This is a genomic window from Nonomuraea sp. NPDC048882, from assembly GCF_040649755.1.
In the GTDB taxonomy this organism is placed as follows: Bacteria; Actinomycetota; Actinomycetes; order Streptosporangiales; family Streptosporangiaceae; genus Nonomuraea; species Nonomuraea maheshkhaliensis.
Genome location: NZ_JBEZGB010000005.1, coordinates 449,178 through 467,817, shown reverse-complemented (window position 1 = coordinate 467,817; position 18,640 = coordinate 449,178). Strand labels below are relative to the sequence as shown.

The window sequence follows — 18,640 nt, the reverse complement described above, 5'->3', positions numbered from 1 at the left end:
CCCAGGCGACACGCCATCCACTTGGATCACAGAACGGCACCCCGACTGCCACTATGTACCCGAAAAGCAGTAGACTGCGGCCCGGTAAGTTTGTGAAGGGGTTCACAAAGGAACGAAGGCGCGACACCCCACGGCCTTCGAGCGTGTAGGGACAGGACAGTCCAGTGACCGTGCCAACAGCCATACAGGCTGACGCCGCCGACGTCATCGTCGTCGGCGCCGGTCCCGCCGGTTCCGCAACCGCCTTTTACCTCGCTCAGGCCGGGCTCGACGTGCTGCTCCTGGAGAAGACCAGGTTCCCCCGGGAGAAGGTCTGCGGCGACGGTCTGACCCCGCGTGCGGTCAAGCAGTTGCAGAACATGGGCGTCGACATCGACGCGCCCGGCTGGATCAGGAACAAGGGCCTGCGTGTCGTCGGCGGCGGCCTGCGCTTCGAGCTCGACTGGCCCCAGCTCGAACGCTTCCCCGACTTCGGGCTCGTCCGCACCCGGCAGGACTTCGACGAGATCGTCGCCGCCAACGCGGTCAAGAACGGCGTACGCCTCATGGAGGGCGTCACCGTCACCGGCCCCGTCCTCGACGACCGCAGCGGCCACATCGTCGGCGTGACCACCAAGGACGGCCGCACCTTCCGCAGCCGCGTGGTCGTGGCCGCCGACGGCAACAGCACCCGCCTGGCCCTGGGCATGGGCCTGCACAAGCGCGAAGACCGCCCGATGGGCGTGGCCGTGCGCACCTACTTCGAAAGCCCGCGTCACGACGACGACTACCTGGAGACCTGGCTGGAGCTGTGGGACGGCGACACGCTGCTGCCCGGCTACGGCTGGGTGTTCGGCGTCGGCGACGGCACCTCCAACGTGGGGCTCGGGCTGCTCAACACCAGCTCACAGTTCGGCAACATCGACTACCGCGACCTGCTGCGGCGCTGGTGCCGGTCGATGCCGGCGGAGTGGGGCTTCACCGAGGAGAACATGACGGGCCCGATCCGCGGCGCCGCGCTCCCGATGGCCTTCAACAGGCAGCCCCACTACACACGCGGCCTGGTGCTCGTGGGAGACTCCGGCGGGGCGATCAACCCGTTCAACGGCGAGGGCATCGCCTACGCCATGGAGACCGGCGAGATCGCCGCCGAGATCATCGCGAAGGCCCTCAGGACCACCACCCCCGCGCAGCGGGAACGGACCCTGCGGACCTATCCTCGAGTGCTGAAGGACGCCTACGGCGGCTACTTCACGCTGGGGAGACTGTTCGTCGAGGCGATCGGGAAGCCCGGGGTGATGAGCTTCGGCACCAAGCACGGGCTGCCTCACCCGAGGCTGATGCGCTTCGCGCTCAAACTCCTTGGTAATCTCACCGACCGGCGAGGCGATGCGTCGGACATGATCATTAACGCACTCTCGAAGGTCGCGCCACCAGCATGAATCTCGCAATCAACAGATCCGGCTGCGCGCCCGCGCGCGCGGCGACTCCAGAGGAGGCGTAGCGATGGACCTTTACGTGCCCATCCTGGTGCTCGCCGTTCTCGCGGGGGGCTTCGCGATCTTCTCGGTCGCCATCGCTCCCTTCACCGGTCCCAAGCGCTGGAACCGCGCCAAGCTTGACGCCTACGAATGCGGCATCGAGCCGACGCCCCAGCCGGTCGGTGGCGGACGGTTCCCGCTCAAATACATGGTCACGGCGATGCTCTTCATCGTCTTCGACATCGAGATCATCTTCCTCTACCCGTGGGCCGTCTCGTTCGCTCCGCAGACGGACGACCTCGGCCGCGTGCTCTCCTCGGGCCTGGGTCTGTTCGCGCTCGTCGAGATGCTGCTGTTCATCGTCACCGTGCTCGTCGCCTACGCGTACGTGTGGCGCCGCAAGGGTCTGGACTGGGACTGAAAATGGGACTTGAAGAGAAACTCCCCAGCGGGTTCATCCTCAGCACGGTCGAAGCGGCCGCCGGCTGGGCGCGCAAGAACTCCGTGTGGCCGGCCACGTTCGGTCTCGCGTGTTGCGCCATCGAGCTGATGGCCACCGGCGGCCCCCACTACGACCTGGCGCGCTTCGGTATGGAGCGCGCTTCGGCGTCTCCCCGCCAGGCCGACCTCATGATCGTCGCCGGGCGCGTGTCGCAGAAGATGGCTCCCGTCCTGCGGCAGATCTACGACCAGATGGCCGAGCCGAAGTGGGTCATCTCCATGGGCGTGTGCGCCTCCAGCGGCGGCATGTTCAACAACTACGCGATCGTGCAGGGCGTCGACCACGTCGTGCCGGTGGACGTCTACCTGCCCGGCTGCCCGCCGCGGCCCGAGATGCTCATCGACGCGATCGTGAAGCTGCACGACAAGATCCAGAACATGAAGTTCGGCGCGCACCGCGCCAAGCAGATCGAGGAGCTCGAACTGCAGGCGCTGCGCACGCTGCCGCTCATCGACCAGGGGAGCGCGAAGTGACCTCGCCAGACAACCTGCCCGAGGTCCCGGACGCGCAGGTCCCCGAGGTGCCGGCGGCCCAGGAGCCGCCCGTCGCCCGGCGGGGCATGTTCGGCGCCCACGACTCCGGCGACACCTCCGGCTACGGCGGCCTCGTCGTGCGCAGGGCGCCGCAGCTGTCGACGCCCCGCCCGTACGGGAGCTACTTCGACGAGCTCGTCGACACCCTCGGGCTCGACGACGCGATCGAGCGCGTGGTCGTCGACCGCGGCGAGCTGACCCTGCACGTCAAGCGCGAGCGCCTGGTCGAGGTCTGCCAGAAGCTGCGCGACGACCCGGCGCTGCGCTTCGAGCTGTCGCTGGGCGTCACCGGCGTGCACTACCCGCATCTGGTGGGCGAGGAGCTGCACGCGGTCATCCACCTGTGCTCGATCACGCACAACCGGCGCGTACGCGTCGAGGCGAGCGCACCCGACGCCGACCCGCACATCCCCTCCACAGTGAGCGTCTACCCTGGTCACGACTGGCACGAACGCGAGGCGTACGACTTCTTCGGCATCGTCTTCGACGGTCATCCCGGGCTCACCCGGATCATGATGCCGGACGACTGGGACGGGCACCCCCAGCGCAAGGACTATCCGCTCGGCGGCATCCCGGTCGAATACCGCGGCGCCACCGTTCCCTCGCCCGACCAGAGGAGGAGCTACTCATGAGCACCGCTTATGACGAGGCGACGGAAGGCAAGGTCTACAACGTCTCCGGCGCCGACTGGGACGAGGTCGTCACCGGAGTCCGCGACTCCGACGAGGAGCGCCTGGTCGTCAACATGGGCCCGCAGCATCCGTCCACGCACGGCGTGCTCCGCCTGGTCCTGACGCTCGACGGCGAGACGGTCACCGAGGCGCGCGGCGTCATCGGCTACCTGCACACCGGCATCGAGAAGAACATGGAATACCGGACGTGGACCCAGGGGACCACGTTCGTGACCCGGATGGACTACCTGTCGCCGATCTTCAACGAGACCGCCTACTGTCTCGGCGTGGAGAAGCTGCTCGGCGTCGAGGACCGCATCCCCGACCGGGCTCAGGCCATCCGCGTGATGATGATGGAGCTCAACCGCATCGCCTCGCACCTGGTGGCGATGGGCACGTTCGGCATGGAGCTGGGCGCGACGACGCCGTTCCTCTTCGGGTACCGCGATCGTGAAATGATCATGGACCTGTTCGAGTACATCACCGGCCTGCGGATGAACCACGCCTACATCAGGCCGGGCGGCGTGAGCGTCGACCTGCCCGCGGGCGCGGTCGACAAGGTCGGCGAGTTCCTCAAGGAGATGCCCAAGCGGATCAAGGACATCCGCAAGCTCCTCGACGAGAACCCCGTCTACGTGCGCCGCACCCAGGACGTGGCCTACCTCGACCTGACCGGCTGCATGGCCCTGGGCATCACCGGGCCGATCCTGCGCGCCGCCGGCCTCCCGTGGGACCTGCGCAAGTCGCAGCCCTACTGCGGTTACGAGACCTACGAGTTCGACGTCGCCACCGAGCGCGGCTGCGACGTCTACTCGCGTTACCTCGTCCGCATGAAGGAGATGGAGGAGTCCCTCAAGATCGTCGAGCAGGCGCTCGACCGCATCGCCGGCCCGCTCAAGGGCGACCCGGTGATGATCGAGGACAAGAAGATCGGCTGGCCCGCGCAGCTCGCGCTCGGCCCCGACGGGTTCGGCAACTCGCCCGACCACATCGCCCACATCATGGGCACCTCGATGGAGGCCCTCATCCACCACTTCAAGCTGGTGACCGAGGGCTTCAGGGTGCCGGCCGGGCAGGCGTACGCCAGCATCGAGTCGCCCAAGGGCGAGCTCGGCGCCCACGTGGTCAGCGACGGGGGCACCCGGCCCTACCGCGTGCACTTCCGCGAGCCGTCCTTCTGCAACCTGCAGGGCTTCCCCGCGATGGCGGAGGGCGGCCAGGTCGCCGACGTGATCGCCGCGGTGGCTTCTATCGACCCCGTCATGGGAGGTGTGGACCGGTGACTTACGCACCGGAGATCCGTGAGCGTCTTGAGCGGGACGCCAAGGAGATCATCGGACGCTATCCCAAGACCCGCTCCGCCCTGCTGCCGCTGCTCCACCTCGTGCAGTCGGAGGACGGCTACGTCTCCGACGACGGCCAGGAGTTCTGCGCGGAGATGCTCGGCATCAGCAAGGCCGAGGTCACCGGCGTGGCGACCTTCTACACCATGTACAAGCGCAGGCCGGCCGGCGAATATCACGTCGGCGTGTGCATCAACGCGCTCTGCGCGGTCATGGGCGGCGACGAGATCTGGGACGAGCTCACCGAGCACGTCGGCGTCGGCCACGAGGAGGCCACCGCCGACGGGAAGATCTCGCTGGAGCGCTTGGAGTGCAACGCGGCCTGCGACTTCGCCCCGGTCATGATGGTCAACTGGGAGTTCTTCGACAACCAGACGCCTGAGTCGGCCAAGCAGCTCGTCGACGACCTGCGTGACGGCAAGGACGTGCGGCCCACGCGCGGCCCGAAGAAGCTGTGCACCTTCAAGGACGCCTCCCGTGTGCTCGCCGGCCTGCCCGACGACCTCGCGGGCGACGGCCCGTCGGCCGCCGGCCCCTCGCTTGAGGGCCTGAAGGTGGCCAAGGCCAAGGGATGGAAGGCCCCGGAAGCATGACGACGACTTTGACACCGGTCCTGACGGCCAACTGGGACCAGCCCAATTCCTTCACGCTCGGCGTCTACGGCGAGTACGAGGCGGCCAAGAAGGCGCTGGGCATGGACCCCGACGCCGTCATCCAGGCCGTCAAGGACTCGGGCCTGCGCGGCCGCGGCGGCGCAGGCTTCCCCACCGGCATGAAGTGGGGCTTCATCCCGCAGGGCGACGGCAAGCCGCACTATCTCGTCGTCAACGCCGACGAGTCGGAGCCGGGCACCTGCAAGGACATCCCGCTGATGATGGCCAACCCGCACTCGCTGGTCGAGGGCATCATCATCACGGCCTACGCGATCCGGGCCAACCACGCCTTCATCTACGTGCGCGGCGAGGTGCTGCACGTGATCAGGCGGCTGCACGCGGCCGTGCGGGAGGCGTACGAGAAGGGCTTCCTCGGCAGCGACATCTTCGGCTCCGGCTACGACCTGGAGCTCGTCGTGCACAGCGGCGCGGGCGCCTACATCTGCGGCGAGGAGACGGCGCTGCTCGACTCGCTCGAAGGCTTCAGAGGTCAACCTCGGCTCAAGCCCCCGTTCCCGGCCGTGGCGGGCCTCTATGCCTCGCCTACTGTCGTGAACAACGTGGAGTCGATCGCCAGTGTTCCCTCGATCATCGCGAACGGCGCCGACTGGTTCGCGGGGATGGGCACCGAGAAGTCCAAGGGCTTCGGCATCTTCTCCCTCAGCGGCCACGTCACCAGGCCCGGCCAGTACGAAGCCCCGCTCGGCATCACGCTGCGCGAACTGCTCGACATGGCCGGCGGCGTCCGCGAGGGGCACCAGATCAAGTTCTGGACCCCGGGCGGCTCCTCCACGCCGATCTTCACCGACGAGCACCTCGACGTGCCGCTCGACTTCGAGGCGGTCGGCGCCAAGGGCTCGATGCTCGGCACCCGGGCGCTGCAGATCTTCGACGAGACCACCTGCGTGGTCCGCACGGTGCTGCGCTGGACCGAGTTCTACGCCCACGAGTCCTGCGGCAAGTGCACGCCCTGCCGCGAGGGCACGTACTGGCTCAAGCAGGTGCTCAAGCGCCTGGAGAAGGGCCAGGGCACCGAGGACGACCTGACCACGATCACCGACATCGCGGACAACATCCTCGGCCGCTCGTTCTGCGCGCTGGGCGACGGCGCCACGAGCCCGATCCACTCCTCGGTGAAGTACTTCCGCGAGGAGTACCTCAAGCACTTCGAGATCGGCGGCTGCCCGTTCGACCCGAAGAAGTCCACTCTCTGGGGTGAGCAGTGACCGTCGTAGAGACCGAAACGAACCTGGTGACCCTGTCCATCGACGGGTTCCAGGTCAGTGTCCCCAAGGGCACTCTGATCATCAGGGCCGCCGAGCTGCTGGGCATCCAGATTCCCAGGTTCTGCGACCACCCGCTGCTCGACCCGGCGGCCAACTGCCGCCAGTGCCTGGTCGACATCCCCGACGCGGGCAACGGCCGCGGCTTCCCCAAGCCGCAGCCGTCGTGCGCGATCGAGGTCGCCGAGGGCATGGTCGTGCAGACGCAGCTCACCTCGCCGGTCGCCGAGAAGGCGCAGCGCGGGGCGATGGAGCTGCTGCTGATGAACCACCCGCTCGACTGCCCGGTCTGTGACAAGGGCGGCGAGTGCCCGCTGCAGAACCAGGCCATGTCGAACGGTCAGGGCGAGTCGCGCTTCCAGGAGCAGAAGCGCACCTTCCCCAAGCCGCTGCCGCTGTCCACGCAGGTGCTGCTCGACCGCGAGCGCTGCGTCCAGTGCGCGCGCTGCATCCGCTTCTCCGACCAGATCGCAGGCGACCCGCTCATCGAGTTCTTCGAGCGCGGGGCCAAGGAGCAGGTGCGCACGGCCGAGGGCAAGCCGTTCAACTCCTACTTCTCCGGCAACACGGTGCAGATCTGCCCGGTGGGCGCGCTCACCGGCGCCGCCTACCGGTTCCGGGCCCGCCCGTTCGACCTGGTGTCCACGCCGAGCGCGTGCGAGCACTGCGCGGCCGGCTGCGCCCAGCGCACCGACCACAGGCGCGGCCGGGTCACCCGCCGCCTGGCGGGCAACGACCCGCTGGTGAACGAGGAGTGGAACTGCGACAAGGGCCGCTGGGCGTTCTCCTACGCCACGCAGCCCGACCGGCTCAAGACGCCGCTGGTGCGCAACGAGGACGGCGTGCTCGTGCCGGCCTCGTGGCCGGAGGCGCTGATGGTGGCCGCCGAGGGCCTGGCCAAGGCCCGCGGCAAGGCCGGCGTGCTGGTCGGCGGCCGGGTCACGGTCGAGGACTCCTACGCCTACGCCAAGTTCGCCCGGCTCGCCCTGGGCACCAACGACGTCGACTTCAGGGCCAGGCCCCACTCCGCCGAGGAGGCGCAGTTCCTGGCGCACGCGGTGGCCGGCAAGGGCATCGAGATCAGCTACACCGACCTTGAGAACGCGCCCCACGTGCTGCTCGTCGGGTTCGAGCCCGAGGAGGAGTCGCCGATCGTCTTCCTGCGCCTGCGCAAGGCGTGGCAGAAGAAGGGCCTCAAGGTCACCTCGATCGCGCCCTTCGCCACCCCCGGCCTGGTGAAGATGGGCGGCACGCTCGTCCGCACCGCGCCCGGCGCCGAGGCCGACGCGATCGGCGACCTGGTCGGCACGCTGGCCGAGGGCACGATCGTGCTGGCCGGCGAGCGCCTGGCCACGGTCCCCGGCGCGCTGTCCGCCCTCGTCCGCCTGGCCGCCGCCTCCACCGCCACCCGGATCGCCTGGATCCCGCGCCGGGCCGGTGAGCGCGGCGCTATCGAGGCCGGCGCGCTGCCCAACCTGCTGCCGATCGGCCGCCCCGTGGACGACGAGAGCGCCAGGGCCGAGGTCGCCAGGGCGTGGAACGTGGCCTCGCTGCCCGCCACGCCCGGCCGCGACACCGCCGGCATCCTCGCCGCCGCCGCGGACGGAGACCTGGACGCGCTGGTCGTGGCCGGCGTCGACCCCTACGACCTGGCCGACCCGGCCGCCGCGCTCGACGCGCTTGAGCGCACGCCGTTCATCGTCAGCCTGGAGATCCGCGCCAGCGCCGTCACCGACCGCGCCGACGTGGTCCTGCCCGTCGCCTCCGTGCAGGAGAAGGGCGGGACGTTCGTCAACTGGGAGGGCAGGGGCCGCTCGTTCGAGGCGCCGCTGAAGGTGCCCGGGCTGCAGTCCGACCTCGCCGTGATCTCCAACCTGGCCGACCGCATGGACGTGCACCTGGGCCTGCCGGACGCCAAGGCGGTCCGGCGCGAGCTGTCGGGCCTGGGCGCCTGGCGGGGCAGCCGGGTCAACGCGCCGAACGCCCTGACCCGCACCCTGGAGCTGCCCGAGCAGGGTCAGGCCGTCCTGGCGACCTGGCACCTGCTGCTCGACGACGGCAGGCTGCAGGACGGCGAGCCGTACCTCGCGGGCACCGCCCGCACCGCCGAGGCACTGGTCTCGAGCGGCACGGCGGCCGAGCTCGGCGTCGCGGACGGCGACAAGCTGGTCGTCGGCGACACCGTGACGCTGCCGGTGCGCGTCGCCGACCTGCCGGACCGCGTGGTCTGGGTGCCTGCGAACTCCGGCGGCTGCTCGGTCACCCGTGACCTGCGCGCGGTGGCCGGCGACATCGTCACCATCGGGAGCGCCTCATGAGTCCCACCCTGGAGAACTTCGGCCACGATCCGGTGTGGATCACCATCATCAAGGCCGTGATGCTGTTCGTCTTCCTGATGCTGAGCGTGCTGTTCGGCGTCTGGTTCGAGCGCAAGCTCATCTCGCGGATGCAGAACCGCTACGGCCCCAACCGGGCCGGCAAGTTCGGTCTGCTGCAGTCCGTGGCCGACGGCCTGAAGATGGGCCTGAAGGAGGACCTCTTCCCGCGGACCGTGGACAAGGTGCTCTACCTGCTGGCGCCGATCATCATGGTGGTGCCGGCGTTCCTCGCCTTCTCCATCGTGCCGTTCGGGCCGATGGTCAACCTGTTCGGCGTGCAGACGCCGCTGCAGCTGGTCGACCTGCCGGTGGCGGTGCTGTTCATGCTGGCCATGGGCGCGGTCTCCGTCTACGGCGTGGTGCTGGCCGGCTGGTCGTCGCGCTCGCCGTACGCGCTGCTGGGCGGTCTGCGCTCGGCGGCCCAGGTGGTCTCGTACGAGATCGCGATGGGCCTGTCGTTCGTGGCCATCTTCCTGTTCGCCGGGACGCTGTCCACCTCGGAGATCGTCAAGGCGCAGGAGCAGACCTGGTTCGCGGTACTGCTGATCCCGTCCTTCCTCGTCTACGTGGTCTGCATGTTCGGTGAGGCCGCGCGCATCCCGTTCGACCTGCCCGAGGGCGAGGGCGAGCTGGTCGGCGGCTTCCAGACGGAATACTCCTCGTCGCTGAAGTTCGCCCTGATCATGATGGGCGAGTACCTGCACACCTTCACCGCCACCGGCATCGCCGTGACGCTGTTCCTGGGCGGCTGGCGGGCTCCGTTCCCGATCTCGCTGTGGGACGGCGCCAACCAGGGCTGGTGGCCGGTGCTGTGGTTCTTCATCAAGTTCGTGCTGACCTTCTGCTTCATCGTGTGGGTGCGTGCCTCGCTGCCGCGGGTTCGCTACGACCAGCTGATGGCGCTGGGCTGGAAGGTGCTGATCCCGGTCAACCTGGCCTGGATCCTGCTGGTGGCCGCCGTGCGCAACGTGGTGGTCAACGAGGGGAACAAGATGCTCGGCATCGGGCTCGGCGTGGTGATCGTGATCGGCGCGCTGGCCATCTGGATGCGCTTCGACACCGTCAACCAGCGGCGCAAGGAAGCGAAGAAGGCTCAGGTGGAGGCCGAGTTCGAGGAACTGTCCAACGAGCCGGAGGCCGGCGGCTTCCCTGTGCCGCCGCTCGACCTGCCGCACTACCACGGGGTGCAGCACAAGGAGATTCCCAGTGGGACTAACTGATTGGCTGAACCCCGTCAAGGGCTTCGGGGTCACCTTCCACACGATGTTCAAAAAGCCCGTCACGACGAACTACCCGGAGGAGAAGAAGCCGACGGCTCCGCGCTTCCACGGGCGTCACCAGCTCAACCGCTGGCCGGACGGGCTGGAGAAGTGCATCGGGTGCGAGCTGTGCGCCTGGGCGTGCCCGGCCGACGCGATCTTCGTCGAGGGCGCGGACAACACCGACGAGGAGCGCTTCTCGCCGGGTGAGCGTTACGGGCGCACGTACCAGATCAACTATCTGCGCTGCATCCTGTGCGGACTGTGCATCGAGGCGTGTCCGACCCGCGCGCTCACCATGACGAACGAGTACGAGCTCGCCGACACCGACCGCGAGAGCCTCATCTACACCAAGGAGATGCTCCTCGCCCCTCTGACCCAGGGCATGGAGCAGCCGCCGCACGCCATGCGGCTCGGTGAGACCGAAGAGGACTACTACCGGCTGGGGCGGACCAATGGGTGAGACCATCACTTTCTGGGTGCTCGCCGTCGTCTCCGTCGGCGCCGCGCTCGGCATGGTCTTCAACCGCAAGGCCGTGTACTCCGCGCTGATGCTCGGCACCGTGATGCTCTGCCTGGCCGTCCTGTACGCGGTGCAGGACGCGCCCTTCCTGGCCGCGGTGCAGATCATCGTCTACACCGGCGCGGTCATGATGCTGTTCCTGTTCGTGCTGATGCTCGTCGGCGTCGACTCCTCCGACTCCTTCGTCGAGACGCTCAGGGGCCAGCGCTTCTGGGCGATCATCGCGGGGCTCGGCTTCCTGGCGCTGATCACCGCCGCGGTCGGCAACGCGATCTTCGCTCCTGAGGCCGGGCTGGCGGCGGTCACCCAGCAGGGCGGCTACATCCGCTCGATCGCGCTGCAGCTGTTCACCAAGTACGTGTTCGCGTTCGAGATCACCTCGGCGCTGCTGATCACCGCCGCGCTCGGCGCGATGGTGCTGGCGCACCGCGAGCGGCTCACCGAGAAGGTCACGCAGAAGGACCTGTCCCGCGCCCGGTTCCTCGGCGACCACCCGTCGCCGCTGCCGGGCCCCGGCACGTACGCCAGGAACAACGCCATCGACATGCCGGCGCTGCTGCCGGACGGGTCGGTCGCCGAGTCCTCGGTCAACCGCTACATCGCACGCTACGACGTCGAGCACGGACACCTTCCCGAGGATCCCAAGCTCGCCGCGGCCATCAAGCAGACGGCCGAGGACGACGCCGAGGAAAACAACGAGGTCACCAAATGACGACTCACTACCTCGTACTGTCCGGCCTGTTGTTCGCCATCGGCGCCATGGGCGTGCTGATCAGGCGGAACGCGATCGTGGTGTTCATGTGCGTGGAGCTGATGCTCAACGCCTGCAACCTCGCCTTCGTCACGTTCTCCCGGCAGGTCGGCAACCTGGAAGGCCAGATCATCGCGTTCTTCGTGATGGTGGTGGCCGCGGCCGAGGTCGTGGTGGGCCTGGCCATCATCGTGACGATCTTCCGAACCCGCAGGTCCGCGTCCGTTGACGACGCCAACCTGCTGAAGTACTAAGAGGTGACTGGTGGAATCTCATATCGCTGAGATCACCCAGCACACAGGCGGAGTGATCGGCAGCGCTTGGCTGATGATCGCCTTCCCGTTGCTGGGGGCGCTCGTCTTGCTGGTGTTCGGCCGGTTCACCAACCGCTGGGGCCATCTGCTGGGCGTGGCCATGTCCCTCGCCTCGTTCGTCGTGGCGGTGCTGGCGTTCTTCGAGCTGATCGGCTTCGGGGAGGAGCAGCGCCGCAAGGCCGTCGAGCTGTACGACTTCATCCCCGGCATGGTCAAGATGGGGCTGCTGATCGACCCGCTGTCGATCAGCTTCGCGCTGCTGATCACCGGTGTGGGCTCGCTGATCCACATCTACTCGGTCGGCTACATGGCCCACGACGAGCACCGGCGCAGGTTCTTCGGCTACCTGAACCTGTTCGTGGCCGCGATGCTGCTGCTGGTGCTGGCCGACAACTACGTGGGGTTGTTCATCGGCTGGGAGGGCGTCGGTCTGGCGTCGTACCTGCTGATCGGGTTCTGGCAGTTCAAGCCGTCCGCGGCGACGGCGGCCAAGAAGGCGTTCGTGGTCAACCGGGTCGGCGACTTCGGCCTGCTGGTCGGCATGTTCGTCATCTGGACCACGTTCGGCACGCTGACCTTCAAGAACCTGGGCGAGCAGATCACGGCCGGTCAGACGAACGGCGCCATGCTCGCCATCGGCCTGCTGCTGCTCCTCGGGGCGTGCGGCAAGTCGGCGCAGCTGCCGCTGCAGTCGTGGCTCCTCGACGCGATGGAGGGCCCGACCCCGGTCTCGGCCCTGATCCACGCCGCGACCATGGTCACCGCCGGCGTCTACCTCGTGGTCCGCTCCGGCGCGTTCTTCTTCCCCGAGGGCTCGGGGGCGGCGCTCGCCGTCACCATCGTCGGCGCGGCCACGCTGCTCGCCGGTGCGATCATCGGTTGCGCCAAGGACGACATCAAGAAGGGCCTGGCCGGCTCGACGATGTCGCAGATCGGCTACATGATGCTCGGCGCGGGCCTAGGCCCGGCGGGTTACGCCTTCGCGATCGGTCACCTGATCACGCACGGCTTCTTCAAGGCCGACATGTTCCTCGGCGCCGGCTCGGTCATGCACGGCATGAACGACGAGGTCGACATGAGGAAGTACGGCGCGCTGCGCAAGGTCATGCCGATCACGTTCGTCACGTTCTTCATCGGCTACCTGGCGATCATCGGGTTCCCGCTGCTGTCCGGCTACTTCACCAAGGACGGCATCATCGAGACCGCGGTGCACCACCAGCCGATCCTGGGCTGGCTGGCCGTGCTGGGCGCGGGCATCACCGGCTTCTACATGTCGCGCATGGTCTTCATGACCTTCTTCGGCGAGAAGCGCTGGGCCGAGGACGCGCACCCGCACGAGTCGCCGCTGGTGATGACCATCCCGCTGTTGATCCTCTCGCTCGGCGCGCTCGGTCTGGGCGGCTACCTGGTGCTCAGCAACCGGCTGATGCTGTTCCTGGCGCCGGCTGTCGGTCTGCCGGAGGAGCTTCCGCACTTCGCCCCCTTCGCCCCGTCCGGGCTGGCCACGTTGGCGCTGGTCGCCGTGGGCGCGGCCATCGCGTGGATGAAGTACGGCCGGGCCGAGGTGCCCGCGGTGCAGCCGCGCGGCTCCTTCCTCACCACGTTCGCCCGGCGCGACCTCTACGGTGACGCGCTCAACGAGTCGCTCTTCATGCGCCCCGGCCAGTGGCTGACACGCCTCGCGGTGTTCTTCGACAACCGGGGCATCGACGGGCTGGTCAACGGCCTGGCGGCGGGCATCGGCGGCAGCTCCGGGCGCCTTCGGCGGATCCAGACGGGCTTCGCCAGAACGTACGCGCTGTCCATCCTGATCGGTGCCGCCCTGCTGACCGGCGCCCTGCTCCTCGTTGGGACCATCTGATGTCACCCTGGCTTCCGATACTCATGGCGGTGCCCGTGGTGGGCGCCATCGTGGTGGCCCTGCTGCCCAAGGGCAGTGACAAGCTGGCCAAGCAGGTCACGCTGCTGGTCTCGCTGCTGGTGCTGGTCCTGACCGGCGTCATGGCCGCCGGGTTCAAGCCGGGCGGCGAGCGCTTCCAGTTCAAGGCCGAGTACGACTGGATCCCGAGCTTCGGCGTGAAGTTCGGGGTCGGCGTGGACGGCGTGGCGCTCGTGCTGATCGCCCTGTCGGTGGTGCTGGTGCCGATCGTGGTGCTGGCCTCCTGGCACGACGCCGACGGCGTCAAGACCGCCGACGGCACGCTGGTCACGCCCAAGCGGTCGGTGAAGACGTACTTCTCGCTGCTGCTGGTGCTGGAGACGATGATGATCGGCGTCTTCGCGGCGACCGACATCTTCCTGTTCTACGTCTTCTTCGAAGCCATGCTGATCCCGATGTACTTCATGATCGGCTCGTACGGCGGCGCCCAGCGGTCCTACGCGGCCGTGAAGTTCCTGCTGTACTCGCTGTTCGGCGGCCTGCTCATGCTGGTCGCGGTCATCGGGCTCTACGTGGTGGCCGGCAGCAAGACGTTCATGTTCCCCGACCTCGTCGGGGTCATCCAGGATCCGGCCATGCAGAAGTGGCTGTTCGCCGGCTTCTTCATCGCCTTCGCCATCAAGGCGCCGCTGTGGCCGGTGCACACCTGGCTGCCCGACGCGGCCGCCCAGGCTCCGGCCGGCGCCGCGGTGCTGCTGGTCGGCGTGCTGGACAAGGTCGGCACCTTCGGGATGCTCCGCTTCTGCCTGGAGCTCTTCCCCGACGCGGCCAAGGCGTTCACGATGCCGATCGTCGTGCTGGCGGTCATCAGCATCATCTACGGCGCCATCGTGGCCATCGGGCAGACCGACATGAAGCGGCTCATCGCCTACACGTCGATCTCCCACTTCGGCTTCATCGTGCTCGGCGTGTTCGCCATGTCCTCGGTCGCCCAGTCCGGCGCGGCCCTCTACATGGTCAACCACGGCTTCGCCACCGGCGCGCTGTTCCTGGCCGCCGGGTTCCTCATCGCGCGGCGCGGCTCGCCGTTCATCGGGGACTACGGAGGCGTGCAGAAGGTCGCTCCGGTGCTGGCCGGGTTCTTCCTGGTCGCCGGTCTGGCCGGTCTGTCGCTGCCGGGCCTGTCGTCGTTCGTCAGCGAGTTCATGGTCATGATCGGCTCGTACTCCAGCCAGGCCCACGGCTCGGGTGCGCTGTCGGTGGCCGCGATCATCTCCGCGGTCGCGGTGATCCTGGCGGCCGTCTACATCCTGTGGATGATCCAGCGCACGATGAACGGGCCGACGGCCGAGCCGGTCAAGGCGTTCAAGGACCTCAACGCCCGCGAGATCTGGGTGCTGGCCCCGCTGGTCGCCCTGATCATCGGCTTCGGCTTCTTCCCCAAGCCGCTGCTCGACGTGATCAACCCGTCAGTGCAACAGACGCTGACCAACGTGAAGGTGCCCACCTCCACCATCGCTGAGAAGGGGACGGGTCAGTGAACGACGTCATCCCAGCGCCGACGATCGAGTACGGCACTCTGGCGCCGTTGCTGGTCGTCTTCGGCGCGGCCTGCATCGGCGTGCTCATCGAGGCGTTCGCGCCGCGCTACCTGCGCAAGTCCTTCCACGTGCCGCTCACGCTGCTGAGCCTGGCCGGCGCGTTCGCGCTGGTCCTGGTGCAGACGCTGCGCGGCCAGGTCTCCACCGCGCCCTCCGCCATGGGGGCGCTGGCGGTCGACGGCCCCTCGCTGTTCATCTGGGGCGTCATCCTCATCCTGTCGTTCGTCTGCGTGCTGCTGATCAACGACGAGGGGCACTTCGTGGCCTCCGCCGCGTCCGTGCCGGGCAGCTCCGACGAGGAGGAGGCCGAGGCCCACGACAACGGCACCGGCCACACGGAGGTCTACCCGCTGGTCCTGTTCGCGGTCGGCGGCATGCTGCTGTTCCCGGCCGCGCACGACCTGCTGATGATGTTCGTCGCCCTTGAGGTCATGTCGCTGCCGCTCTACCTGCTGTGCGGCCTGGCCCGCAGGCGCCGCCTCCTGTCGCAGGAGGCGTCGATGAAGTACTTCCTGCTGGGCGCGTTCTCCTCGGCCTTCTTCCTGTACGGCACCGCGATGATCTACGGCTTCGCGGGCACCGTCTCGCTGCCGGGCATCAACCGGGCCATGGCGGAGGGCAACACGCTCGACCCGCTGCTGCTGATCGGCTTCGCCATGCTCGGCGTGGGCCTGCTGTTCAAGATCGGCGCGGCGCCGTTCCAGGCGTGGAAGCCTGACGTCTACCAGGGCGCCCCGACCCCCATCACCGCCCTCATGGCCTCCGGCACGCTCGTGGCGGCCTTCGGGGCCGTGCTGAGGGTCTTCTGGGTGGGGCTGGGGAACCTCGACTGGAACTGGCGGCCGGTCATCTGGGGCGTCGCGGCGCTCACGATGATCGTCGGCTCGATCCTGGCGATCACCCAGACCGAGATCAAGCGGATGCTGGCGTACTCGTCCATCGCGCACGCGGGCTTCCTGCTCGTCGGCGTGCTGGCCACGTACGGGAGCGCGCAGCAGAACGCGGTTTCGCTCAAGGCGATCCTGTTCTATCTGGCGGTCTACGGCATCACCACGGTCGGCGCGTTCGCGGTGCTGACGCTCGTGCGCGATCCCGGCGGCGAGGCCGGGCACCTGTCACGGTGGGCCGGGCTCGGTAAGCGCGCGCCCGTCCTTTCCGGGGCGTTCGCCTTCTTCCTGCTCGCCTTCGCCGGCATCCCGCTGACCAGCGGCTTCTTCGGCAAGTACGCCGTCTTCGCCGCCGCGCTCAACAGCGGCACCCAGCCCGGCGACTCCATGGGCGGCTGGATGGCCGGCCTGGTCGTCGTCGGCGTGGTGGCCTCCGCGATCGCGGCGTTCTTCTACGTCCGCGTGATCGTGCTGATGTTCTTCAGCGAGCCGGCGGCGGACGGCCCCGCCGTCGCGGCCCCCAGTATGGGGACCGTGGCGGTCATCGCCGTTTCGTTGCTGGTTACCGTAGGAGTGGGCCTCTACCCGGAGTCCGTGCTCGGTGTTGCCAACGACGCTGCCAGCAGCCTGTTCATCAGATAAGGGGATCTCGTATGTCTGCGCCTCCCGTGGTTGACCTTCCCATTGAGGACGAACGGCTGGCGCAGGACGTGGCCACCGGGCTGGCCGCGGTCGAGAAGCTCCTGCGCTCGTCCGTGGAGAGCGAGGACGCCTTCGTCACGGAGGCGTCCAAGCACCTCATCGAGGCGGGCGGGAAGCGGTTCCGCACCTTGATGGTGCTGCTCGCCGCCCAGTTCGGCGACCCGTCGGCGCCGGGGGTCGTCCCCGGCGCCGTGGTCATCGAGCTGACCCATCTCGGCTCGCTCTACCACGACGACGTCATGGACGAGGCCCCGGTGCGCCGGGGCACGCCCTCGGCCAACGCCCGGTGGGACAACACCGTGGCCATCCTCACCGGCGACTACCTGTTCGCCCAGGCCTCCGACATCCTTGCCGACCTCGGTCCCGAGCTGATCCGCATCCAGGCGCAGACGTTCTCGCGCCTGGTGCAGGGACAGATCCGCGAGACCATCGGCCCGCGCGACGACGAGGACCCGGTCGCCCACTACCTGAGCGTCCTGGCCGACAAGACCGGCTCCCTGATCGCCGCCTCGGGCCGCTTCGGGGCGCTGCTGTCGGGCGCGCCCGCGGACGTCGAAGAGCGTCTCAGCCGCGCCTGCGAGGCCATCGGGGTGGCCTGGCAGCTCGGCGACGACCTGCTGGACGTGGCCTCCACGGGCGCCCAGTCGGGCAAGACACAGGGCACCGACCTGCGCGAGGGCGTCAAGACGCTGCCGGTGCTGTACGCGCTGGCGGCCGGCGACTCGCCGCGGCTGGCGGCCCTGTTGTCGGGGCCGGTGGCCGAGGAGGACGTCGAGGAGACCCTCACCCTGCTCCGCGCCCATCCCGGCATGGCCAGGGCGCGGGCGGAGCTGGTGGCGTGGGTGGACCGGGCCCGGGCGGACCTTTCCGGCCTGCCCGACATCCCGGCCAGGGCCGCCTTCCTGGCCCTCTGCGACTACGTGGTCGAGCGCTCGGGCTGAGGTGCCCTGAGTTCGGTGCGCTTCCGGGCGGACGTACGCGCCGCCCGGAGCCCGTCGTACGTGAAGATCACGAGCGCCAGCCACACGATCGAGAACCCGATCCACCGGCTCGACGGCATGACCTCCTTGGCGATCAGCACACCGCACGCGAACTGCAGAATCGGCGCGATGTACTGCAACACGCCCAGCGTGCTCAACGGCACCCGGATCGCCGCCGCTCCGAAGCAGATCAGCGGCACCGCCGTGATGGCCCCGGCCCCCACCATGAGCAGCACGTGTCCGACCCCGGCGTGCCCGAACGTGGTCCCCCCGCTCGCCTGCAGATAGACCAGGTAGCCCAGCGCCGGCAGCAGCAAGACCATCGTCTCGACCGCGAAGCTCTCGGTGGCCGCCACGTTGGCCTGCTTCTTGATCAGCCCGTACAGGCCGAAGCTGACGGCCAGCGTGAGCGCGACCCACGGCAGGCGCCCGTAGTCGAACGTCAGCACCAGCACCGCCAGCGCCCCGAACCCGACCGCCGCCCACTGCAGCGGCCGCAGCCGCTCCCGCAGCAACGCGACCCCGAACACCACGTTGACCAGGGGATTGATGAAGTATCCCAGAGCACTCTCGACGACGTGCCCGGCGTTGACCGCGTAGATGTAGGTGCCCCAGTTGACGGTCACCACGATGGCGGCCAGCGTCAGCAGGGCGAGTTTGGCGGGCTGCCTGACGATCTGGCGCATCCACGACCAGTGCCTGCGCACGCTCAGCAGAATCGCCACGATCACCAGCGACCACGCCATGCGGTGGGCGAGGATCTCGACGGCTCCAGAAGGCTTGAGGAGAGGCCAGTAGAGGGGGAAGAGTCCCCACATGATGTAGGCGGCGATACCGAGCAGAACACCACGCCGAGCGTCAGGCATGTCACCCAGTTTCGGGCATTACCACCTTGAACACAAACTTTGTCCACTATACGGA

General features: G+C 68.4%; 17 protein-coding genes. 16 read left to right on the top strand and 1 reads right to left on the bottom strand.

The annotated features are described in order from the left end of the window. Window positions 1–164: 164 nt before the first annotated feature. The 16 genes from AB0C27_RS21000 to AB0C27_RS20925 all read left to right on the top strand — a co-directional run bounded on the left by AB0C27_RS21000 (window position 165) and on the right by AB0C27_RS20925 (window position 17,680). Window positions 165–1,421, top strand: coding sequence for a geranylgeranyl reductase family protein (locus tag AB0C27_RS21000; RefSeq protein WP_357846314.1), 1,257 nt, complete (start codon window positions 165–167; stop codon window positions 1,419–1,421). A gap of 64 nt (window positions 1,422–1,485) precedes the next feature. Continuing rightward, on the top strand, window positions 1,486–1,881 hold the full coding sequence (locus AB0C27_RS20995) for an NADH-quinone oxidoreductase subunit A (RefSeq protein WP_111175515.1): 396 nt from the start codon (window positions 1,486–1,488) through the stop codon (window positions 1,879–1,881). Window positions 1,882–1,883: 2 nt separating this feature from the next. Further along, window positions 1,884–2,435 (top strand): NADH-quinone oxidoreductase subunit B family protein, encoded by a 552-nt coding sequence (locus AB0C27_RS20990; RefSeq protein ID WP_346100979.1) that lies wholly within the window; start codon window positions 1,884–1,886, stop codon window positions 2,433–2,435. Window positions 2,436–2,521: 86 nt separating this feature from the next. Next, the gene (locus AB0C27_RS20985; RefSeq protein ID WP_357846655.1) at window positions 2,522–3,127 is read left to right on the top strand and encodes an NADH-quinone oxidoreductase subunit C; all 606 of its coding nucleotides are present in this window, start codon (window positions 2,522–2,524) and stop codon (window positions 3,125–3,127) included. Next, window positions 3,124–4,449: an NADH-quinone oxidoreductase subunit D gene (locus tag AB0C27_RS20980; protein WP_346100980.1), complete on the top strand. Its 1,326-nt coding sequence runs from the start codon at window positions 3,124–3,126 to the stop codon at window positions 4,447–4,449. The genes AB0C27_RS20985 and AB0C27_RS20980 overlap by 4 nt, the downstream gene beginning before the upstream one ends. Beyond that, window positions 4,446–5,102: an NADH-quinone oxidoreductase subunit NuoE gene (nuoE, locus tag AB0C27_RS20975; RefSeq protein WP_357846311.1), complete on the top strand. Its 657-nt coding sequence runs from the start codon at window positions 4,446–4,448 to the stop codon at window positions 5,100–5,102. Before AB0C27_RS20980 ends, nuoE begins: the two co-directional genes overlap by 4 nt. Next, window positions 5,099–6,388: an NADH-quinone oxidoreductase subunit NuoF gene (gene nuoF / locus AB0C27_RS20970; RefSeq protein WP_357846309.1), complete on the top strand. Its 1,290-nt coding sequence runs from the start codon at window positions 5,099–5,101 to the stop codon at window positions 6,386–6,388. The genes nuoE and nuoF overlap by 4 nt, the downstream gene beginning before the upstream one ends. Beyond that, complete coding sequence (locus AB0C27_RS20965) at window positions 6,385–8,763, top strand: NADH-quinone oxidoreductase subunit G (protein ID WP_357846307.1); 2,379 nt, start codon at window positions 6,385–6,387, stop codon at window positions 8,761–8,763. Before nuoF ends, AB0C27_RS20965 begins: the two co-directional genes overlap by 4 nt. Further along, window positions 8,760–10,043, top strand: coding sequence for an NADH-quinone oxidoreductase subunit NuoH (gene nuoH / locus AB0C27_RS20960; RefSeq protein ID WP_357846304.1), 1,284 nt, complete (start codon window positions 8,760–8,762; stop codon window positions 10,041–10,043). The genes AB0C27_RS20965 and nuoH overlap by 4 nt, the downstream gene beginning before the upstream one ends. Continuing rightward, window positions 10,030–10,545: an NADH-quinone oxidoreductase subunit NuoI gene (gene nuoI / locus AB0C27_RS20955; RefSeq protein ID WP_106246440.1), complete on the top strand. Its 516-nt coding sequence runs from the start codon at window positions 10,030–10,032 to the stop codon at window positions 10,543–10,545. The genes nuoH and nuoI overlap by 14 nt, the downstream gene beginning before the upstream one ends. Beyond that, window positions 10,538–11,317 (top strand): NADH-quinone oxidoreductase subunit J, encoded by a 780-nt coding sequence (locus tag AB0C27_RS20950; RefSeq protein WP_357846302.1) that lies wholly within the window; start codon window positions 10,538–10,540, stop codon window positions 11,315–11,317. The genes nuoI and AB0C27_RS20950 overlap by 8 nt, the downstream gene beginning before the upstream one ends. Then, a complete protein-coding gene (nuoK, locus tag AB0C27_RS20945; protein WP_020542667.1) occupies window positions 11,314–11,610 on the top strand; it encodes an NADH-quinone oxidoreductase subunit NuoK in 297 nt (98 codons plus the stop codon). Before AB0C27_RS20950 ends, nuoK begins: the two co-directional genes overlap by 4 nt. Before the next feature lie 73 nt (window positions 11,611–11,683). Then, on the top strand, window positions 11,684–13,531 hold the full coding sequence (nuoL, locus tag AB0C27_RS20940) for an NADH-quinone oxidoreductase subunit L (RefSeq protein WP_357846653.1): 1,848 nt from the start codon (window positions 11,684–11,686) through the stop codon (window positions 13,529–13,531). Further along, entirely contained in the window at window positions 13,531–15,090 is a 1,560-nt protein-coding gene (locus tag AB0C27_RS20935; RefSeq protein WP_357846299.1) for an NADH-quinone oxidoreductase subunit M, read from the top strand. The genes nuoL and AB0C27_RS20935 overlap by 1 nt, the downstream gene beginning before the upstream one ends. Then, complete coding sequence (nuoN, locus tag AB0C27_RS20930; protein ID WP_357846297.1) at window positions 15,087–16,679, top strand: NADH-quinone oxidoreductase subunit NuoN; 1,593 nt, start codon at window positions 15,087–15,089, stop codon at window positions 16,677–16,679. Before AB0C27_RS20935 ends, nuoN begins: the two co-directional genes overlap by 4 nt. 11 nt (window positions 16,680–16,690) lie before the next feature. Beyond that, on the top strand, window positions 16,691–17,680 hold the full coding sequence (locus AB0C27_RS20925; RefSeq protein WP_357846295.1) for a polyprenyl synthetase family protein: 990 nt from the start codon (window positions 16,691–16,693) through the stop codon (window positions 17,678–17,680). Here the strand turns inward: AB0C27_RS20925 and rarD are convergent. Then, window positions 17,656–18,585, bottom strand: coding sequence for an EamA family transporter RarD (gene rarD, locus AB0C27_RS20920; protein ID WP_357846293.1), 930 nt, complete (start codon window positions 18,583–18,585; stop codon window positions 17,656–17,658). The genes AB0C27_RS20925 and rarD overlap by 25 nt on opposite strands. Window positions 18,586–18,640 lie beyond the last annotated feature (55 nt).

Excerpts from the sequence above, each read along its gene's own strand:
- AB0C27_RS20995 (WP_111175515.1), top strand. The coding sequence starts at position 1,486 with ATGGACCTTTACGTGCCCATCCTGGTGCTCGCCGTTCTCGCGGGGGGC.
- AB0C27_RS20990 (WP_346100979.1), top strand. The coding sequence starts at position 1,884 with ATGGGACTTGAAGAGAAACTCCCCAGCGGGTTCATCCTCAGCACGGTC.
- AB0C27_RS20985 (WP_357846655.1), top strand. The coding sequence starts at position 2,522 with ATGTTCGGCGCCCACGACTCCGGCGACACCTCCGGCTACGGCGGCCTC.
- AB0C27_RS20980 (WP_346100980.1), top strand. The coding sequence starts at position 3,124 with ATGAGCACCGCTTATGACGAGGCGACGGAAGGCAAGGTCTACAACGTC.
- nuoF (WP_357846309.1), top strand. The coding sequence starts at position 5,099 with ATGACGACGACTTTGACACCGGTCCTGACGGCCAACTGGGACCAGCCC.
- nuoH (WP_357846304.1), top strand. The coding sequence starts at position 8,760 with ATGAGTCCCACCCTGGAGAACTTCGGCCACGATCCGGTGTGGATCACC.
- AB0C27_RS20950 (WP_357846302.1), top strand. The coding sequence starts at position 10,538 with ATGGGTGAGACCATCACTTTCTGGGTGCTCGCCGTCGTCTCCGTCGGC.
- nuoK (WP_020542667.1), top strand. The coding sequence starts at position 11,314 with ATGACGACTCACTACCTCGTACTGTCCGGCCTGTTGTTCGCCATCGGC.
- nuoL (WP_357846653.1), top strand. The coding sequence starts at position 11,684 with ATGATCGCCTTCCCGTTGCTGGGGGCGCTCGTCTTGCTGGTGTTCGGC.
- AB0C27_RS20935 (WP_357846299.1), top strand. The coding sequence starts at position 13,531 with ATGTCACCCTGGCTTCCGATACTCATGGCGGTGCCCGTGGTGGGCGCC.
- AB0C27_RS20925 (WP_357846295.1), top strand. The coding sequence starts at position 16,691 with ATGTCTGCGCCTCCCGTGGTTGACCTTCCCATTGAGGACGAACGGCTG.
- rarD (WP_357846293.1), bottom strand. The coding sequence starts at position 18,585 with ATGCCTGACGCTCGGCGTGGTGTTCTGCTCGGTATCGCCGCCTACATC.